Here is a 17,015-nt window from a genome sequence, read left to right as displayed (position 1 = left end):
GAATTTATGAAAGAGGAAATTAAAGTTTTAGAACTTGACAAATATGAACTAGGTATTCTTATCAATGCTTTAAATGCATTTAGAAATAAATTGATTCAAGAGGGCAAAGATACAGAATATGTAGATGAAGTTTTATTAAGAGCAATAGATGCCCCAGTTAAAAAAAAAGTTCTCACAAGGTGTTTGAGGAGAGATGAATACAGATTCTAACTATCCAAAGTGGGTTTATTGTATAGGTTTAATACCTACGATATGGTTGGCAATTTTAATTGCACCATCAATAAATGGAGGATTACCACAAATAATAAAGGATTTTTCCAATATTATAAGTAATCCTTTTCATTTTACTTGGTGTGATGATTCTTTAAAGGTCATTCTAGTGTTTATTGTTGTTTATGTAATGGCAATTACACTATATATATCTACTAAAAAAAATTATCGTAGGAGAGAAGAACACGGCTCTGCAAAATGGGGTAATGCAACCGAAATAAATAAAAAATACAAGCAAACCCCAATAGAAAACAATAAAATATTAACACAAAATGTAGTTATAGGATTAAATGGTAAAAAACATAGAAGAAATCTAAATGTTTTAGTTTGTGGAGGTAGTGGTGCCGGTAAAACACGATTTTATTGTAAGCCAAATGTTATGCAATGTAATACTTCTATGGTTATTCTTGATCCAAAAGGAGAAATAGCAAGAGATGTTGGTGCATTATTAAAGAAAAAAGGATATGAAGTAAAATTTTTAGATTTAATAAATATGGAAAAAAGCCATTGCTATAATCCTTTTGTCTATTTAAAAGATGATAACGATGTTCAAAAATTAGTAACGAATCTTTTTAAATCAACAACACCGAAAGGAAGCCAGAGCAACGATCCTTTTTGGGATACTGCTGCAAGTATGTTGTTATTAGCATTGGTTTTTTATTTGAAATATGAAGCACCAGAAGAAGAACAAAATTTCCCTATGGTTATGGAATTGTTAAGAGCAGGAGAAGTACACGAAGATGATGATAGTTATGTTAGTCCTCTTGATGTATTATTTAATAGATTAGAAGAAAGAGAGCCAGAGAATATAGCAGTTAAATATTATAGAGATTATCATAGTGGCTCTGCAAAAACGCTTAAATCTATTCAGATTACACTTGCAGCAAGATTAGAGAAATTCAATCTTGAAAGTCTTGCTTCATTAACTGCAACAGATGAATTAGATTTACCATCTTTAGGAGAAAAGAAAACTGCATTATTTGCTTTGATTCCTGATAATGATACAAGTTTTAATTTTTTAGTTAGTATTTTATACACACAACTGTTTCAGCAGTTGTTTTTTTTAGCAGACCACAAATATGGAGGTAGTCTTCCAGTACACGTCCACTTTGTTATGGATGAGTTTGCTAATGTAAGTTTACCAGATGACTTTGATAAAATTTTATCAGTTATGCGTTCAAGAGAAGTATCAGTATCAATTATTTTACAAAACTTAGCACAATTAAAAGCATTATTTGAAAAGCAATGGGAAAGTATAGTTGGAAATTGTGATGAATTTTTGTATCTTGGTGGCAATGAACAATCGACGCACAAATATGTATCAGAGTTATTAGGTAAAGAAACTATTGATACCAATACTTATGGTAAAAGTAGTGGTAGAGGTGGGAATTACTCAACTAATTATCAGATTAGTGGTAGAGAATTACTTACTCCTGATGAAGTAAGGTTACTTGATAATAAATATGCAATTTTGTTTATTAGAGGCGAAAGACCTATTATGGATTTTAAATACGATATTTTAAAACATCCAAATGTTGCATTTACTACTGATGGAAAAGAAAAACCTTATTTACACGGAGGAACTGAAAATGCTATTGCTTCAATTATTATTGATGATAATTTAGATAATTATACTTTTGATGAAACTGAAGAAATAACAGAACAATATGAATTAATTACTTCTGAAGAAATAGAAGATTTTTTTAAAAGAAAAGGAGATTAGAAATAATGAAAAAGAAAAAAGAAAGTTTAAAAATGAGTAATAAAGTTAAAAAAATATTTAAAGCCTATGTTTTAGGTGTATGTATATTTGCTCTAACTATTGGAACAAGTATGAATGTTTTAGCAGCCGATGATCCAATGTCAGTTGTTAATAATTTATCTGATTTTATTTTTGGCTTAATTAGAGCAATAGGAATGATTTTGCTTGGGTTTGGTATAGTTCAAGTAGGATTATCTTTAAAGAGTCACGATCCGAGCCAAAGAGCAAATGGATTTTTGACTGTTGCAGGTGGAATAATAATCACATTTGCAAAAGAAATATTAAATATGATTGCAGGATAACAATTATCAAAGGGCGAGTATTATTACTTGCCCTCATCTTATTTATACAAGGAGGTGTTGTTATTGAGTGATAATTGGGTAGTGCAAAATTTACAAAATGCACTAGATACTTGGAATTCAAAATTAAGTGAAATATGGCAATTAGTGACACAAACTCCAGAAACTTTTAAAGGTGGGACTATATGGCAAGTAATTCTGAATATTCACGGAGCATTACAAGCGATTGGTCTTGCGTTATTAGTATTGTTTTTTGTAGTAGGTGTTATGAAGACTTGTGGCTCGTTTGCAGAAGTAAAAAAGCCAGAACACGCATTAAAACTATTTATTAGATTTGCAATAGCAAAAATAGTTGTAACTTATGGACTTGATTTAATGCTTTCATTATTCAAAATAGTTCAAGGTGTAATTTCAACTATAATTACTGCTTCTGGTTTAGGAGGAACTACAAGTACAACATTGCCACAAACAATAATAACAGCAGTTGAAGATTGTGGCTTTTTTGAGTCTATTCCATTATGGGCAGTAACACTGATAGGTGGCCTATTTATAACAGTATTATCTTTCATAATGATATTAACAGTATATGGTAGATTCTTTAAATTATATTTATATACTGCGATTGCACCAATACCATTATCAACATTTGCAGGTGAGCCTACACAAAGCGTTGGTAAAAGTTTTATCAAGTCTTACTGTGCTGTTTGTTTAGAGGGAGCAATTATTGTTCTTTCTTGTATTATATTTTCACTGTTTGCAAGTTCGCCACCAGTGGTTGACGCAAATGCAGCAGCAGTTACTCAAGTATGGAAATATATTGGAGAGTTAGTCTTTAATATGTTAGTGCTTGTAGGAACAATAAAATTATCAGATAGAGTCGTTCGTGAAATGATGGGATTATAGGAGGTGTCAAATGGACGAAAGAATACAAAAAATAAAAGAAAATATTGAAACTTTTTTAATGGAATCAATGGAACATCAAAATAAGAAAATTGATTATATATTAATTGATTCAGAAAAAAATGAAACTTATATATTAGCAAGTGATGGTGTAGATGAAGCAATAGAATTTACGTCATATTCAAAAGAATATACAGGTGGATATGTAAATGTTCCAGAATGGGATTACAACTTTGATAATTATATTTATAATTATTTAGAAGAAGGTAAAAAAATTATTTATATGACAGACAATGTTCATTATAGTATTTGGAATTCTATCAATGAATTATATCCAAATGATATTGAATATAAAGATGGAGTTCAAAAATATTTGCAATATTGTGCAGATAATGGAATAACAAAGGAATATTTGGATAATAAAACAGGATTTGATACACCTGATGTTATGAAATATTTTGAAGGAATACCATTATATAAAACTATGGAATATAAAGGATATGTCATAGAGGCAGATGATAAAAATCTTGATAATGACAACGAGAATTTGGTGCATATTTACGAAAATCAACAAGATTATATTAACGGGGAAGAAATAGAAACTGTATCTTTAAAAACAATAGGACTAAAACAAAATGTAAGAGATTATATTGATGAATTTTATGTTGATAAATCAGTTGTAGAAAGTGAAAAATCCTATTTTACTTTTGTTTTAGGTTATGATTTATTAAACGATATGCTTTCAAAATCCTCAACACCAGAAAATGATATAAGTTATGATTTTTGTAGTATGGTTGCAGGGGAGTTCTTAAAAAGTGAGCAATATAAAAATGAAAAGTATTCAGCCTATGAAATGCTTGAAGAATGGGTAATTGAAAATAAAGACAAAATCAATGAAGAATATGAAAAGTTTACGGGAGTTAGTATGGATTCTAAAAAAACAAGAGAATTAGAAAATGCTATTGTTCTTGATGTTGGTTATAGAAGAAATGAGCCTATTGCTTTAGTTGAAAGAAAAAGTGATGACAATAAAGAATATGTAATTGCATTTTACTATAAAATTACAGACAATAAAATAGATTGGGCTTATGGTTATTACTATGATAATGATTTAACAAAAGCAAAAGAAGATTTTAAAGAAGTAATATCTGGTGGAAATCTTGCAGACACATTTATACAAAATAAAAAAGATAAAGAAAGGTAGGTAATAGTATGGAAGTTAAAATAAATAGAGAAATACGAAATTACACAGAAAGTATATTTTTCGGACTGTCATTAAGACAGTTCGTTTTTTCTATACTTGCTTGTGGAGTAGCAGTATTACTTTATTTTTTGTTAAAAAATAATTTTGGTATAGAAACTTTATCTTGGGTATGTATTTTAGGAGCAAGTCCGTTCGCTGCAATAGGTTTTATTACTTATAATGGAATGCCGGCAGAGAAGTTCATATATGCATATATAAAATCAGAATTTTTAATACCAAAAAAATTAACTTTTAAACCAGTTAATTTTTATTATGAATTATTAAAAGATAAGTTAGAAAAGGAGGATTTAAAGAATGAAGACATTAAAAACACTATTTAAGCAAGACAAGGAAGCATTTATAGTTCCAAAAGGTGTGCAAGATGTTATTCCAATTACAAGAATATGGCAAGATGGTATATTTCAAGTAGGAAAAAATAAATATTCAAAATGTTATCGTTTTACAGATATAAATTATGCAGTAGCAAGTAGAAGTGACAAAGAGGGTATGTTTTTAGAATATTCAGAATTGCTTAATTCATTTGATACAGGAGCCACTACAAAAATAACTATATTAAATAGAAGATTAAATAAAATTGACTTTGAAAAAAATATATTACTACCATTAGCAAATGATAAATTGGATGAATATAGAAAAGAATACAACAAAATGCTTTTAGATAAAGCAACTGGAGCAAATGGAATTACCCAAGAAAAGTTTTTAACAATATCTGTTAATAAAAAAAAGTGTAGAAGAAGCAAGAAACTATTTTACAAGAATTAGTGCTGATTTGATAAATCATTTTTCACAATTAGGTTCAAAATGTATTGAATTAGAAGCACAAGATAGACTACGTTTGATACACGATTTTTATAGACAAGGCGAGGAAAATGCTTTTACTTTTGATATGATACAAAATATGAGAAAAGGACATAGTTTTAAAGATTTTATATGTCCAGATAATTTTGAATTTGAAAAAGATTATTTTAAAATGGGAAACAAATATGGCAGAGTTATATTTTTAAAAGAATATGCAAGTTATATTAAAGACAATATGGTGGCAGAACTAACTGACTTAAATAGAAATATGATGATGAGTATTGATGTAATTCCTGTTCCTATGGATGAAGCCGTAAGAGAGGTAGAAAATAGAAGATTAGGTGTAGAAACAAACATAACTAATTGGCAACGAAGACAAAATTCTAATAATAATTTTAGTGCTGTTATACCATACGATATGGAACAACAACGAATAGAATTAAAAGAATTTTTAGATGATTTGACTACTCGTGACCAAAGAATGTTTATATGCGTTTTAACTATGGTGCATACTGCTGATAGTAAAGAACAATTAGATAACGATACAGAAAGTTTATTAACTACTGCAAGAAAACACTTATGTCAATTCTCTATATTAAAATATCAACAAATGGATGGATTAAATACTGCAATGCCTTTTGGAGTAAGAAAAATTGATACTTTAAGAACTCTTACTACCGAATCGCTTGCAGTATTTATGCCTTTTAGAGTTCAAGAAATAAATCACGAAAATGGTATTTATTATGGACAAAATGTTATAAGTAAAAATATGATTATTGCTGATAGAAGACAATTACTAAATGGTAATTCATTTATACTTGGAGTTTCTGGTAGTGGCAAGTCTTTTACAGGTAAAAATGAAATAGTATCTGTAATTTTACGTGATCCAAATGCAGATGTCATAATCATTGATCCAGAAAGAGAATATTCACAATTAATAAATGCTTTAGGTGGAGAAGTAATCCATATATCAGCAACAAGTAATAATCACATTAATGCTATGGATTTAAATAGCGAGTATGGAGATGGTGCAAATCCTGTAATATTAAAATCAGAGTTTATATTGTCTTTATGTGAGCAACTTATTGGAGGAAGTAATCTAGGTCCAAAACAGAAATCTATTATAGATAGATGTACTGCTTCGGTTTATAGACATTTTCAACAAGGGAATTATCAAGGAACACCTCCGACATTACAAGATTTTAGAGAAGAACTTTTAAAACAAAATGAGCCAGAAGCAAAAGAAATTGCACTTGCTATTGAATTGTTCACTGATGGAAGTTTAAATACTTTTGCTAAAAATACAAATGTAGATACAAATAATAGATTACTATGTTATGATATTTTGGATTTAGGAAAGCAATTACTTCCTATTGGTATGTTAGTAGTTCTTGATAGTATTTTAAATAGAATAACTATGAATAGAAGTAAAGGTAGAAATACCTTTATTTTTATTGATGAAATATATTTGTTATTCCAACACGAATACTCTGCTAATTTTCTATTTACTTTATGGAAAAGAGTTCGTAAATATGGTGCATATTGTACCGGAATAACACAAAATGTAGATGATTTACTACAAAGTCATACTGCTAGAACAATGTTAGCAAATTCAGAGTTTATAGTTATGCTTAATCAAGCAAGTACAGATAGATTGGAACTTGCTAAATTATTAAATATATCTGATTTACAGATGGGATATATAACAAATGTAGGTGCAGGGCAAGGATTATTAAAAGTAGGTAGTTCACTTGTTCCATTTATAAACAAATTTCCTACGAATACCGAATTATATAAATTAATGACAACTAAACCTGGAGAAGGTAATTAGAGAATAGGAGGTGTTTATCTTGGCAAATATTAAAGTCAAAGATGTAGCCCAAAAAGGTATAAAAACACTAAACAAAGCAGCAATTCAAACAGAAAGATTTAAAGATACCATTGTAAGAACAAAAGAAAAAGCCGAAGAAAGTGTAAGTGATGATATTAATAGTGTAGAATATGCTAGTAATAAAATTAAATTTGCAACTAACAGAACAGTTGATGAGGGCATTCATCAATTTAATAAGCAAGGGCAAAAATCCATGATGAAAACAAAAGAAAATTATCAAAAGACAAAAGTAAAGATTAAAGCCTTTAAAGAGAAAATGAAAAAAGGCAATGTTAAATCTACTATTAAAAATACTAAAAATACAATAAAAACAAGTAAACAAGTTGCAAAAAACACGAAGAAAACAGCACAAGAAGCATTAAAAAATAGTCAAAGAGCAGTAAAATTAGCGAGAGAATCTGCAAGAAAGACTGCTCAAGGTATTAGAATTGCAACAAAGGCAACTATTTCAGCAATAAAGGCAATAATTGCAGGAACGAAGGCTTTAATTACTGCATTAATTGCAGGTGGCTGGGTTGCAATAATAATAATAGTAGTTATTTGTTTGGTTGGATTATTAGTTAATTCTATATTTGGAATATTTTTTTCTAATCAGAAAACAAGTGCTAATGCAGTAACTATGAATGAAGTAGTTGCAGAGTGTAATCAAGAGTTTGCAGATAAAATCCAATCAATTCAGGATACAAACCCACACGAAGATTATGTTTTAGATGGTAGTATGGCTTCTTGGAAAGATATATTACTTATTTATACGGTTAAACAATCAAATGGACTAAATGCAACTGATGTTGTCACAATGGACAATAATAAAAAAAGTATTCTTAAAAAAATATTTTGGGATATGAATAGTCTATCTTCTGAAGTAAAAGTTGAAAAAGTAATAGAACAAGGTGTAAATGTTAATGAAGAGCCAAAAGAGGTACAAAAGAAAGTTTTGCACATAAAAATAACTTCTAAAACAGTAGAAGATATGAAATTACAATATAATTTTAATGCTGCACAAAATAAACAATTAGCAGAATTATCAAGTGATAAATATGCTAATTTGTGGAGTGGAGTAATTTATGGAGTAAATAATTCTGGGGAATATGTTAATTGGAGGCAAACAGACCCTAGTTGGGCTAATATAAAAATAGGTAACACTAATAGTACAATAGGTAAGATAGGGTGCTTGGTTACTTCAATAGCAATTCTTATTGAAAAGTCAGGCGCTAATACTACAATAAGCCCGTTTAATCCTGGCACATTTGTAGAAGCATTAAATAAAAATAATGGATTTGATAGTGGAGGTAATCTTCAATATGTAGCAGTCAATAAGGCAGTTCCAGGATTTAGTTATGTTGGAAATGTCAATTTAAGAGGAAAAACACGAAGTGAAAAATTAGCCTTAATAACACAATATTTTAATCAAGGATATTTTATTACGACAGAAGTAAAGGGAGCAACTCCCGGTAATCAGCATTGGGTTGCAGTAACTGGAGTTGATTCAATAAATGTAATGATAGTTGATCCGGCTTCTAGTCAAACTATAATGTGGAATGCTTATGAAGTTAGCAAGACTTCACAATTTAATTATTTTAAGGCAGAGTAATGGTATTAGGTTTGATTAAATTATTTTTAGGGTTTGTATTATTATTAATAAAAACAAAAAAGGTTATTTCTAAAATTAAGAAGTAACCTTTATACATATTTATATATTTTTTATAAAAGATAGAAATTTTTAAATAAAAATGGTATAATTATTTATATAAAAACTGACTAACAAATAGTAATTTGTAAAGGAGGTATTTATGGGAATAGAACATTCGCAAAATTATTTACATAGTAAACAACTTGTAGCGACCTTGTTATCAAAGAGTAATATTTGTAACGACGATATTGTAATTGAGATAGGTCCTGGAAAAGGAATTATTACCAATGAACTTGCAAAAAAAAGCAAGAAAGTTATAGCAATAGAGTTAGATGCAAAATTAGCGAAAACTTTATCTGAAAGGTATAAAGAATCTAAAAAAGTTCAAATAATAGAGATGGATTTTTTAAAATATAAAATATCAGTAAAAGAACCATATAAAGTATGTGCAAATATTCCATTTAACATAACTGCTGATATTATGAAAAAAGTATTTGAAGATGATAATCCTCCTGAAGATATATATTTCATAATGCAGTATGAAGCTTTTCTAAGGTATTCTGGACAGCCTTTTTATAACGAAAGTTTGAGGTCTCTTTTATACAAACCTTGGTTTTCCGCTGAATTGATTTATGAGTTTAAACCATCAGATTTTTATCCTGTGCCAAATGCACGAATATGTTTTGCTCACTTTCAAAGAAAAACATCAGCAGATGTTGAGGATGCGACAGACTATAGAAATTTTTTATCATATATATTTTTAGCGTCTGGAAATACTTTCAAAGATAAAACAAAAAAATTGTTTACTTATGAGCAACAAAAACGCATTTGCAAGTTTTTAAAAATCAAATTAGAGTCAACGCTTACTGAGATCTCATACGATGGATGGCTATACCTATATGATGTTTTTCTTAAATTTGTTTCCAACGAAAAAAAAGCTATTATATTAAATGCTGAACAAGCCATGAAAAACAATCAAAACAAGATTCAAAAAAAACATCGAAATCGTAATCATGGTTATTGGAAATTTGAAACTAAGCGCCAAAAGAAAATTTTTAAATTGAAAAATTGAAAATAAGAATTTTATCCAGTAGCTATATTTCCAATTTCTATATTATTAGCAATAGTGTAAACAAAGAAGTTGACAGAAAAAAGTAATAAGCAAATTATAAATTACAATTTGTGATAGATTAGGAGGTGGAAAAATGTATAAAACAGTTGTTATAGAGTATTCACCAAAGGCAGATGATATGGCACAAAAAGTAGAAGAAAAAGCAAATGAAATGTTACAAGATGGTTATGAGCTAGTTACTATGTCAATTACAGGAACAGCAAAAGCAATTTTAGTATTTAAAAAAGGTTTGAAAAAAAGTTTTATATAAATTACAATTTAGTGATTTGTTTAATAAATAGTAATTTATCTAAATGTTAAAATGAAGTGCGAAAATTCCACTTCTAATAGGTGGTGCGAAATATATTTATAATATAAAATTATATTGGAGGTGGGAATATTGGAATTAAAGGATATAATACTACAAAAAAGAAAAGAAAAAAATATGACACAAGAACAACTTGCTGAACAATTAAATGTTGCAAGACAAACTGTTTCTAAATGGGAAACAGGGGGTTCACTTAGATAAAGATACCACATCAATCCCACGCTGACTTTTGCTCAACCGATACAGCCGGAGGGCTGGATAACAAGAAAAGGCGGTATGCGCCCCGTGGAGGGGTAGCGTACCGCCTTTTCTTGTGGGGGTTTCCAAAGGGGGCAACGCCCCCATTTGGCACACGACTTTGCGAAGCAAAGTGTAGTGTGTTATACGCTCTGTCGGCGTTGCCGTGAAAATGCCGTTGCCGCCGGGGAGGGCAAGGGCATTTGGAGCAGCAGGAAAACAGGGCTGTGCTTGCGTGGCGTAGAGCCGTAAGCACAGGTCTGGTTTCAACAGCAGACTGGGCGTATATGAAAGCCCCCGTCCCTCGTCCTACGCTCCGACTTGTGGACAAAGTGTCCCGAAGTTGTGGCTACACTCCCGGAAAAGTAACAGGACAGCGGGCAACCGTCAAGGCTGAAATGAACGGGCTTACACCCGGCCTTGACCGCCACCCGCCGTCCCGCTGAATGGGTGAACAAGGCGACCAATCCCTCAAAGTGCTTGGCCGCTCTCTTTCTGATTTTGGAGTGTTTCTTTTCTCATAATTGAAATGGGCGGGAAGCCATTTTAGGGCTTTCCCGCCTTGATTGCCCATCAGCAAAGCCAGACGGGACGGTCAACGGCGGCGCATGAAATGCGCCGTTCATCTTGACCGTTGACTGGCTTTGCTATTTCTCTGATAAATGAAATTTCGATTTTTAGAAATCGTTTAAGATAGCAATGCGGCTCCACTTGAAATTTTTTCTTTTACTGCAAAAACAGCCTCTTGGATAGAATAGGTTGTCGTTTCTATAACATTCGATTCATATATCCCCAAATTACAAAATTGCTCCCACATTGTTTCTACTAATTCAACATTTGTTTTTCTGTCTAATTTTGAACGTTCCACAGCTCGTTTCATAGTTTCTTCTTTACTGGCTCTTAAAACAATATAGTGTACTTCATAATCTTCTCGAACAAGGGCTCTCCATGGTTCTAAAAACCACGGCCCGACAATTCCATCTACAATTACATCATATCCGCCGCGGGCATAGCGCTTTGCAGCTTCTAAAAAGGCTTCAATGACAACTAAATTTTGTTCGTTGGACTCTGGTAAATGCGGCGATATTGCTCCTTTGCTTAAATAATGAAAAAAGTCGTCTGTGTGCATATGCACAGATTTATCCATGTTCGATTCTTTTGCGACAATCGACGCAGTTGTTGTCTTTCCTGTTCCCGGCGAACCTGTAATCACAATAATTCTTCCTTGATTCATCTACATTCTCCCTCGCAATTCAGATTTACCGCTCTCTTTCTGATTTTGGAGCGTTTCTTCTCTCAAGATTGAAATGGGCGGGAAGCCATTTTAGGGCTTTCCCGCCTTGATTGCCCATCAGCAAAGACGGGCGGGACTGTCAACGGCGGCGCATTTATGCGCCGTTCATCTTGACCGTTGATTGGCCCCGCTAACTTTGCTACTCTGTTCTAAGTAATTCCTCAATTTGTTTTTTCATATATTCTACAAGTGCCATCGCTTCCTTTTCTACAGTCTCCCATTCATCAGACAAATTTCCCAAATAAGCTTCCTTTGCCGTTGTTAGCAGGGGGGGAAATCTCTCCGGCAATTTTAAAATTACCCATTTTGCGGCAACATCTTTTGTCGTGATTTCTTCTGTTACTAAAGTAAACCACATTCGTGATAAGGTTAATAACACATTTCTTTCATCACCCTTAAAGCTGGAAATCAAACCAGGTAAAGAAAACCGAATTGCTTTTTTAATTTCGTGAAATGGGATAGCGGGAATAAGCTCTTTGCTTTCCGCCCCCTTCAAAGTTATGCTATTTTTTCTTGCTTGCCATAATAAAATCATTATATCTGGGTCATTGCAGGCTTGCGGATATTCTCCTGCTTCCATCTCTCCCCTTAGCCATTCACCATACATATACTGACATTTTGGCGGAAATTGCAACGGAACAATATCAGATTGATTGATAATAGTTACCTCTAAAGGTCTTTTTTCAATACAGCCTACGGAGCCAGAAATTTTCAATAATTGCTTTGTTAGATCTGCTCTGATTGAATTACTCAATTCTTGTTTAGTAATTATCAGTATATCTATATCACTATCTGGACGCAGCCCATTCATTGTTGCTGAACCATATAAATATATCCCCAATATTTGACCTTGTAATATGGTTTCTGCTATTGAAATAACTTGATTTACTTGTTGTGGAAATTCATTTATATTCATTGTAACTCCTATATGTATTTATTTTTACTCCTCAACAACTGATAAAACAGCGTCTAAGGCTAATTCTAAGGCTATGGATATACTTGTTTTTCCCCATTCTCTTTCTTGGTATTTATGAGGGTCTGCAAGAGTATCGGCTGAAAAAAGCAGCATAGCCCATGTAACTTTTCTAAATTTTGCACACGCCGCCAATGCGGAACATTCCATTTCTACTACTTGACATCCCTCTTCTTTCCGATACTGAACCATTTCTACTGTTTCTCGATAAAAACCGTCTGTTGTCCATGTTTTAACTTCCCAATATGGTATATTCTTTTGGCTTAAAGCAGATTCAATCGCATTTATACCAGCCTTTGAAATCTCTACTTCTCGGGAGGGAGGAAGATAATGGTAAGATGTTCCCTCATCTCTCAATGCAGAAACAGGTATCAAAAATCTATTTTCCGGGATGTCTTCCAATACGCCGCAGGAGCCGACGGAAATAATCTTTGTTACACCCCCTGCAATTAAATATTCTAAAACTTGGACGGCAGCAGCACTTCCCACAGGAGCCGGACATAGACATATTTTCTCCTGATTATAAAGACATTCATAAATAGGATATCGTCTTGTTGCACTTTCAAATTCATCTATCTGTATTCCATCATGGGTATGTGCATAATTTTCAACCTCGTCTCCTAAAAAAGCAAACACTGCTTTTGCAGGAAAACATTTTTTCCCATTTCCCGGCTGAAAAACAGCTTTTGATGCGGTATCGTACTCTAAAACAGGGTAGTCATGCTTTACTAATGGCATATTATTATCTCGAATAACAGGCTATTATTCTATTCCTTTCATCATCTTTTTTGCCAACTGCTTGAACAGGTCGGCAGTTTCTTCATCCATCGGCGTAAGCTGTCCGATCTGTCCGGCAACCATCGCCGCTACATCGTCAATGGAAAGCGGGTTTTGCTTCTGTTCCGCCAATGCGTCCCGCATGGCTTGGAACATCGCGGCGGTCACAGCTTCTCCCGGCTGTTCCCCGTTGTCAATGTCTTTCTTAATATCCCGCAGGATAGCAAGGAACACATTTTTGATTTTCTCAATCTCCGCCTCATGTTCCCCCATCTTCTGGGCGTTCAAAAGCTGTAAATCCTGCTTTGCTTCCGCCCGGTGTTCCGGGTGTTCTTTCATCAGGTCGGACAGGGAAGCCGTTGCTATCTCGATAAGCTGGTTTCTTGCTGTTATGCCTTTTGCCGCTGTGTCCTGAAAATAAATCCGTATCAAATCTATCAGCTTAGGGAAATTCCTGTGTTCCAACAGGCGGTTGAGGATTTGCACATCAACAGCACCCGTCACGAGCCCCCTCACGGCTCCCTCGGACAAGCCTAATTCAGAAATATCGTAGCTTTTACGGACGCTCACGGTGGATAAGCCCAGTATGTAGTCTGTCGATACCTTAAATTCCTTTGCCACGCCTATGAGAATATCACTGCTGACCGTTCTCGTTTCGCCGCTGACAATGCGGCTCAACTGGGAAGCGGAAACCCCTATCTTCTCCGCAAGCTCCTTTTGTGTGATGTGGTTCCCGTTGCATAAATCGGAAATCCGCTGTCCGGGTGTTCCGGGTAAAGCCATAGATACGCACCTTCTCCGCATACTTCCATTATACAGAATGATTGCAAAAATGCAATATCCAAAGTGTAAACTTCATCAAAATGCAATTCTCGCAAAATTCCGGGGATTGCATTTTTTTCGTGTAGACTTAGGGTAGTTCATCGATGGACAGCACCTTGAAAACAGAATGACCGTCCGAAAAGGAATACCCCGGCTGGGGAAGCACCGCAAGGAACCGGACTTCGAGACAAAATGTCCCGAAGCTGCGGGGAGCGTGCCAACGCCGGAACACGCCGCAGGAATGGGGCAGGAAACCTTTTCGGGGAGAACGGCAACGGAAAGCAAAATGGAGGGAACGCATGAGAGATAACCCCTATAAAGACTTGCCGCCACTGGAACGCAGGCCGGACGGTTCCCTTTACCGCATGACACCGGCGCAGAGAAAACAGGCGGCCAGCCTGATACGCCGGGAGTGTTGTTGCTGTGAGGACGGCAACTGCATTGTCCTTGATGATGGGGACACCTGCACCTGCCCGCAGACGATTTCTTTCTCGGTCTGCTGTAAGTGGTTCCGCTGGGCGGTCTTGCCGCTGGACGGGACGCTGGAAGCGGAAATTTTCCGGGATAAGGACTTGAAACGCTGTGCGGTCTGCGGTGGCGTGTTCGTCCCCAAATCCAACCGGGCAAAATACTGCCCCGGCTGTGCCGCCAGAGTTCACAGGCGGCAGAAAACAGAAAGTGAACGGAAAAGGAGGTCTGCTGTGGACAGTTAGGAGCGAAAAAAGCCTTGATTTATCAGGCTTTGCAAGCCCCAAACCGGGGCAGGTGGTATAAAGTATCGCCCGCCCCGGAAAACGGGCTTCTAACCGTCCACAAAACGAACTATGACAAATACCATCTATATCCACCAGCCGGAAAAGGCGTTCAGCTTCACCCGGCTCCCGAATTTTCTCTTTGAAGCCCCCACATTCAAGCCCCTGTCCAACGAGGCAAAGGTTCTGTACGCCTTTATCCTGCGCCGGACAGAGTTATCCCGCAAGAATGGGTGGGCGGATGACTGCGGACGGATTTTCCTGTATTACCCTATCTGTGAAGTGGTCACACTGCTCCATTGTGGGCGGCAGAAAGCGGTGAATACCCTGCGGGAACTGCAATACGCCGGACTGGTGGAGATCCAGAAGCAGGGCTGTGGAAAACCCAACCGCATTTTCCCAAAATCCTATGAAGCGGTTCCAAACACCGACTTTAAGAAATCCCGTTCTGGTACACCGGAGGACTGAAAACCGTACCCATGAAGTACGGAAATCACTCCTGAGACGTACGAAAACCGGACGGTATATAGAAATACAAAGATAAAAAGATTGATTTATATTCTATCCATTCCAATCCTATCCGAGCTATTTTCTGCGGGATTTTCCCTGTGGAAAACCCCGGATAGGAAAGGAATGGGGAAAGGAGCAGAATGGCACAACACGCAATTTTACGGTTTGAGAAGCACAAGGGCAACCCGGCAAGGCCGCTGGAAGCCCATCACGAAAGACAGAAAGAACAGTATGCCAGCAATCCCGACATTGACACAAGCCGGAGCAAATACAACTTCCATATCGTCAAGCCGGAGGGACGCTATTACCACTTCATTCAGAGCCGGATTGAGCAGGCCGGGTGCCGAACCCGCAAGGACAGCACACGGTTTGTCGATACGCTGGTAACTGCCAGCCCGGAGTTTTTCAAGGGGAAATCCCCAAAGGAGATACAGGCGTTTTTCCAGAGGGCGGCGGACTTCCTCATTGGCCGGGTAGGACGGGAAAATATCGTGTCGGCGGTGGTACACATGGACGAGAAAACGCCCCACCTGCATTTGACCTTTGTTCCGCTGACAAAGGACAACCGCCTGTGTGCAAAGGAGATTATCGGCAACCGGGCAAACCTGACGAAGTGGCAGGACGATTTTCACGCCTATATGGTGGAGAAATATCCTGACTTGGAGCGTGGGGAGAGCGCCAGCAGGACAGGCCGGAAGCATATCCCCACCCGGCTTTTCAAACAGGCGGTTTCCCTCTCCCGGCAGGCAAGAGCCATTGAAGCCACACTGGACGGCATTAACCCGCTGAACGCCGGAAAGAAAAAAGAGGAAGCCCTCTCCATGCTGAAAAAGTGGTTCCCGCAGATGGAGAATTTCTCCGGGCAGTTGAAAAAGTACAAGGTCACAATCAATGACCTGCTGGCGGAGAATGAGAAGTTGGAAGCAAGGGCAAAGGCCAGCGAAAAAGGAAAGATGAAAGATACGATGGAACGGGCAAAGCTGAAAAGCGAACTGGACAATTTACAGCGGCTGGTTGACCGTATCCCGCCGGATATACTGGCGGAACTGAAACGTCAGCAGCGGCACACGGTAAAGGAAAGGTGATAGATATAAGCAGAAATTTTCGCCGCCTTTGTGCGGCATTGTACCTTGAAAACTGAATATGGAGGACACTGGATGGCAAAAAGTGAAAGCGATATTTTTACACCCCGAACAGGGCAGGTTATACAAGCAGAGAACGGCACGCAGTATTTTGTATGTGGGAACAACCGTATAAAAATCTCCGAACACTTCGCCGCAGGCGGGAAGCCCCTCGGTGATCTGATTGTAGATGTGGTGCGGCATACCGCAGAAAAAGCCGCTTCAACCTGATAGCCCATCATTGATAACACGCCCACGCTTATGATATAATTGCCA

At 35.8% G+C, this 17,015-nt stretch carries 18 protein-coding genes and 1 pseudogene; 15 read left to right on the top strand and 4 right to left on the bottom strand.

Going from position 1 to position 17,015, the window contains the following annotated elements:
- Nucleotides 1–6 precede the first annotated feature (6 nt).
- From V2W16_RS02590 to V2W16_RS02540, 11 genes and pseudogenes are all read left to right on the top strand, one after another.
- Nucleotides 7–210 (top strand): hypothetical protein, encoded by a 204-nt coding sequence (locus V2W16_RS02590; protein WP_138268536.1) that lies wholly within the window; start codon nucleotides 7–9, stop codon nucleotides 208–210.
- Nucleotides 194–1,993 carry a VirD4-like conjugal transfer protein, CD1115 family gene (locus V2W16_RS02585; RefSeq protein WP_329381068.1) on the top strand — a complete coding sequence of 600 codons (1,800 nt, stop codon included), beginning with the start codon at nucleotides 194–196 and terminating at the stop codon, nucleotides 1,991–1,993. Before V2W16_RS02590 ends, V2W16_RS02585 begins: the two co-directional genes overlap by 17 nt.
- Nucleotides 1,994–1,998: 5 nt before the next feature.
- Complete coding sequence (locus tag V2W16_RS02580) at nucleotides 1,999–2,334, top strand: glutamyl-tRNA amidotransferase (RefSeq protein WP_138268534.1); 336 nt, start codon at nucleotides 1,999–2,001, stop codon at nucleotides 2,332–2,334.
- Nucleotides 2,335–2,397: 63 nt separating this feature from the next.
- Nucleotides 2,398–3,234 (top strand): VirB6/TrbL-like conjugal transfer protein, CD1112 family, encoded by an 837-nt coding sequence (locus V2W16_RS02575; RefSeq protein ID WP_138268533.1) that lies wholly within the window; start codon nucleotides 2,398–2,400, stop codon nucleotides 3,232–3,234.
- Between the two features lie 10 nt (nucleotides 3,235–3,244).
- The gene (locus V2W16_RS02570; RefSeq protein WP_329381061.1) at nucleotides 3,245–4,435 is read left to right on the top strand and encodes a hypothetical protein; all 1,191 of its coding nucleotides are present in this window, start codon (nucleotides 3,245–3,247) and stop codon (nucleotides 4,433–4,435) included.
- A gap of 8 nt (nucleotides 4,436–4,443) precedes the next feature.
- Nucleotides 4,444–4,815: a PrgI family protein gene (locus V2W16_RS02565; protein ID WP_138268525.1), complete on the top strand. Its 372-nt coding sequence runs from the start codon at nucleotides 4,444–4,446 to the stop codon at nucleotides 4,813–4,815.
- Nucleotides 4,790–7,124: pseudogene (locus V2W16_RS02560) on the top strand (VirB4-like conjugal transfer ATPase, CD1110 family). Before V2W16_RS02565 ends, V2W16_RS02560 begins: the two are co-directional and overlap by 26 nt.
- A gap of 10 nt (nucleotides 7,125–7,134) precedes the next feature.
- Nucleotides 7,135–8,775: a hypothetical protein gene (locus tag V2W16_RS02555; protein WP_329381056.1), complete on the top strand. Its 1,641-nt coding sequence runs from the start codon at nucleotides 7,135–7,137 to the stop codon at nucleotides 8,773–8,775.
- Nucleotides 8,776–8,974: 199 nt separating this feature from the next.
- Nucleotides 8,975–9,886: a ribosomal RNA small subunit methyltransferase A gene (locus tag V2W16_RS02550; protein ID WP_329381053.1), complete on the top strand. Its 912-nt coding sequence runs from the start codon at nucleotides 8,975–8,977 to the stop codon at nucleotides 9,884–9,886.
- Between the two features lie 133 nt (nucleotides 9,887–10,019).
- Complete coding sequence (locus V2W16_RS02545) at nucleotides 10,020–10,196, top strand: hypothetical protein (RefSeq protein ID WP_171020572.1); 177 nt, start codon at nucleotides 10,020–10,022, stop codon at nucleotides 10,194–10,196.
- A 129-nt stretch (nucleotides 10,197–10,325) separates the two neighbouring features.
- Nucleotides 10,326–10,454, top strand: coding sequence for a helix-turn-helix transcriptional regulator (locus V2W16_RS02540; protein ID WP_329381049.1), 129 nt, complete (start codon nucleotides 10,326–10,328; stop codon nucleotides 10,452–10,454).
- A gap of 724 nt (nucleotides 10,455–11,178) precedes the next feature.
- Here V2W16_RS02540 and V2W16_RS02535 read toward each other — a convergent pair.
- The 4 genes from V2W16_RS02535 to V2W16_RS02520 form a co-directional block, all read right to left on the bottom strand.
- Entirely contained in the window at nucleotides 11,179–11,724 is a 546-nt protein-coding gene (locus V2W16_RS02535; RefSeq protein ID WP_161213558.1) for a P-loop nucleotide/nucleoside kinase family protein, read from the bottom strand.
- 199 nt (nucleotides 11,725–11,923) lie between these two features.
- A complete protein-coding gene (locus V2W16_RS02530) occupies nucleotides 11,924–12,700 on the bottom strand; it encodes an ANT(9) family aminoglycoside nucleotidyltransferase (RefSeq protein ID WP_002578722.1) in 777 nt (258 codons plus the stop codon).
- 24 nt (nucleotides 12,701–12,724) lie between these two features.
- Nucleotides 12,725–13,495: a nucleoside phosphorylase gene (locus tag V2W16_RS02525; RefSeq protein WP_002578723.1), complete on the bottom strand. Its 771-nt coding sequence runs from the start codon at nucleotides 13,493–13,495 to the stop codon at nucleotides 12,725–12,727.
- Between the two features lie 24 nt (nucleotides 13,496–13,519).
- Nucleotides 13,520–14,317, bottom strand: a complete 798-nt coding sequence (locus tag V2W16_RS02520) for a helix-turn-helix domain-containing protein (RefSeq protein ID WP_002578724.1) — start codon at nucleotides 14,315–14,317, stop codon at nucleotides 13,520–13,522.
- Nucleotides 14,318–14,655: 338 nt separating this feature from the next.
- On the opposite strand from V2W16_RS02520, the gene V2W16_RS02515 reads away from it, so the two are divergent.
- The 4 genes from V2W16_RS02515 (at nucleotide 14,656) to V2W16_RS02500 (ending at nucleotide 16,970) form a co-directional block, all read left to right on the top strand.
- Nucleotides 14,656–15,069 carry a cysteine-rich VLP domain-containing protein gene (locus tag V2W16_RS02515; protein ID WP_058722955.1) on the top strand — a complete coding sequence of 138 codons (414 nt, stop codon included), beginning with the start codon at nucleotides 14,656–14,658 and terminating at the stop codon, nucleotides 15,067–15,069.
- Nucleotides 15,070–15,180: 111 nt separating this feature from the next.
- Entirely contained in the window at nucleotides 15,181–15,576 is a 396-nt protein-coding gene (locus V2W16_RS02510) for a replication initiator protein A (RefSeq protein ID WP_008666017.1), read from the top strand.
- A 182-nt stretch (nucleotides 15,577–15,758) separates the two neighbouring features.
- The gene (gene mobV, locus V2W16_RS02505) at nucleotides 15,759–16,703 is read left to right on the top strand and encodes a MobV family relaxase (RefSeq protein WP_122790866.1); all 945 of its coding nucleotides are present in this window, start codon (nucleotides 15,759–15,761) and stop codon (nucleotides 16,701–16,703) included.
- A gap of 72 nt (nucleotides 16,704–16,775) precedes the next feature.
- Nucleotides 16,776–16,970 carry a hypothetical protein gene (locus V2W16_RS02500; RefSeq protein ID WP_002334813.1) on the top strand — a complete coding sequence of 65 codons (195 nt, stop codon included), beginning with the start codon at nucleotides 16,776–16,778 and terminating at the stop codon, nucleotides 16,968–16,970.
- Nucleotides 16,971–17,015 lie beyond the last annotated feature (45 nt).

Origin of the sequence: Anaerofustis butyriciformans (assembly GCF_036289385.1) — a bacterium.
In the GTDB taxonomy this organism is placed as follows: domain Bacteria; phylum Bacillota; class Clostridia; order Eubacteriales; family Anaerofustaceae; genus Anaerofustis; species Anaerofustis butyriciformans.
The sequence above is the reverse complement of the archived record's forward strand: the minus strand, read 5'-3'. Positions and strand labels throughout refer to the sequence as shown.

Bases quoted from the DNA above. Each gene is read 5' to 3' on its own strand.
- V2W16_RS02590 (WP_138268536.1), top strand. From the start codon at position 7: ATGAAAGAGGAAATTAAAGTTTTAGAACTTGACAAATATGAACTAGGT.
- V2W16_RS02585 (WP_329381068.1), top strand. From the start codon at position 194: ATGAATACAGATTCTAACTATCCAAAGTGGGTTTATTGTATAGGTTTA.
- V2W16_RS02580 (WP_138268534.1), top strand. From the start codon at position 1,999: ATGAAAAAGAAAAAAGAAAGTTTAAAAATGAGTAATAAAGTTAAAAAA.
- V2W16_RS02570 (WP_329381061.1), top strand. From the start codon at position 3,245: ATGGACGAAAGAATACAAAAAATAAAAGAAAATATTGAAACTTTTTTA.
- V2W16_RS02565 (WP_138268525.1), top strand. From the start codon at position 4,444: ATGGAAGTTAAAATAAATAGAGAAATACGAAATTACACAGAAAGTATA.
- V2W16_RS02550 (WP_329381053.1), top strand. From the start codon at position 8,975: ATGGGAATAGAACATTCGCAAAATTATTTACATAGTAAACAACTTGTA.
- V2W16_RS02545 (WP_171020572.1), top strand. From the start codon at position 10,020: ATGTATAAAACAGTTGTTATAGAGTATTCACCAAAGGCAGATGATATG.
- V2W16_RS02535 (WP_161213558.1), bottom strand. From the start codon at position 11,724: ATGAATCAAGGAAGAATTATTGTGATTACAGGTTCGCCGGGAACAGGA.
- V2W16_RS02530 (WP_002578722.1), bottom strand. From the start codon at position 12,700: ATGAATATAAATGAATTTCCACAACAAGTAAATCAAGTTATTTCAATA.
- V2W16_RS02525 (WP_002578723.1), bottom strand. From the start codon at position 13,495: ATGCCATTAGTAAAGCATGACTACCCTGTTTTAGAGTACGATACCGCA.
- V2W16_RS02520 (WP_002578724.1), bottom strand. From the start codon at position 14,317: ATGGCTTTACCCGGAACACCCGGACAGCGGATTTCCGATTTATGCAAC.
- V2W16_RS02515 (WP_058722955.1), top strand. From the start codon at position 14,656: ATGAGAGATAACCCCTATAAAGACTTGCCGCCACTGGAACGCAGGCCG.
- V2W16_RS02510 (WP_008666017.1), top strand. From the start codon at position 15,181: ATGACAAATACCATCTATATCCACCAGCCGGAAAAGGCGTTCAGCTTC.
- mobV (WP_122790866.1), top strand. From the start codon at position 15,759: ATGGCACAACACGCAATTTTACGGTTTGAGAAGCACAAGGGCAACCCG.
- V2W16_RS02500 (WP_002334813.1), top strand. From the start codon at position 16,776: ATGGCAAAAAGTGAAAGCGATATTTTTACACCCCGAACAGGGCAGGTT.